2 protein-coding genes are annotated in these 1,042 nt (G+C 62.4%); one reads left to right on the forward strand and one right to left on the reverse strand.

The window, feature by feature from the left end; genetic code table 11:
* Nucleotides 1-110: biotin carboxylase N-terminal domain-containing protein (locus FJ980_RS34125; RefSeq protein WP_140547726.1), on the reverse strand; the 110-nt coding region annotated here is incomplete at its 3' end.
* Nucleotides 111-312: 202 nt separating this feature from the next.
* On the opposite strand from FJ980_RS34125, the gene FJ980_RS34130 reads away from it, so the two are divergent.
* Nucleotides 313-1,042: alcohol dehydrogenase catalytic domain-containing protein (locus FJ980_RS34130; protein ID WP_181181432.1), on the forward strand; the 730-nt coding region annotated here is incomplete at its 3' end.

Raw genomic sequence — 1,042 nt, forward strand, 5'->3', positions numbered from 1 at the left:
CGATCGGCGTCGGAATAGACAGCGACCGTGGCGATGCCCATCTTGCGCGCGGTCTTGATGACGCGGCAGGCTATCTCGCCACGGTTGGCGATCAGGATTTTGGTGAACATGCGGGCAAATTCCCCTCCGGCGGACGGTCCAGTTCTATGGATTATGTCGCCATGTCTCAAGTACCGTGTGCGTGGCGCGAACGCCTGCGGTCAAGGGTGTGCTACCTGCGTCAAGAAAGCCGATATTTCGTCTCATCTGGCGGTTGATGAGCAGGCCAAAACCTGAAAGCCTGAGCGCAAAATCGCGTTGGAGGATTGCCAGATGAAAACCCGCGCCGCTGTTGCCGTTGCCGCCGGAAAGCCGCTTGAGATCATGGAGGTCGACCTCGACGGCCCGCGCGAGGGCGAGGTGCTGGTCGAGATCAAGGCGACCGGCATCTGCCACACCGACGAGTTCACGCTGTCGGGTGCCGATCCCGAGGGCCTGTTTCCCGCCATTCTCGGCCATGAGGGCGCCGGCGTGGTAGTCGATGTCGGCAAGGGCGTCACCTCGGTCAAAAAGGGCGACCATGTGATCCCGCTCTATACGCCCGAATGCCGGCAGTGCCCGTCGTGTTTGTCGCGCAAGACCAATCTGTGCACCGCCATCCGCGCCACGCAGGGGCAAGGCCTGATGCCGGACGGCACCTCGCGCTTCTCGATCGGGGGCGAAAAACTGTTTCACTATATGGGCTGCTCGACCTTCTCCAACTTTACGGTGCTGCCGGAGATCGCCGTGGCCAAAGTCAATCCCGACGCGCCCTTCGACAAGATCTGCTACATCGGCTGCGGGGTGACCACCGGCGTGGGCGCGGTGATCAACACCGCCAAGGTCGAGCAAGGCGCGACCGCGGTGGTCTTCGGCCTCGGCGGCATCGGGCTCAACGTCATCCAGGGCCTGAAACTTGCCGGCGCCGACATGATCATCGGCGTCGATCTCAACAACGACAGACGAGCCTGGGGCGAGCGCTTCGGCATGACGCATTTCGTCAATCCGAAGGAGATCGACGGCG

This window comes from Mesorhizobium sp. B1-1-5 (assembly GCF_006443065.1).
GTDB lineage: Bacteria > Pseudomonadota > Alphaproteobacteria > Rhizobiales > Rhizobiaceae > Mesorhizobium.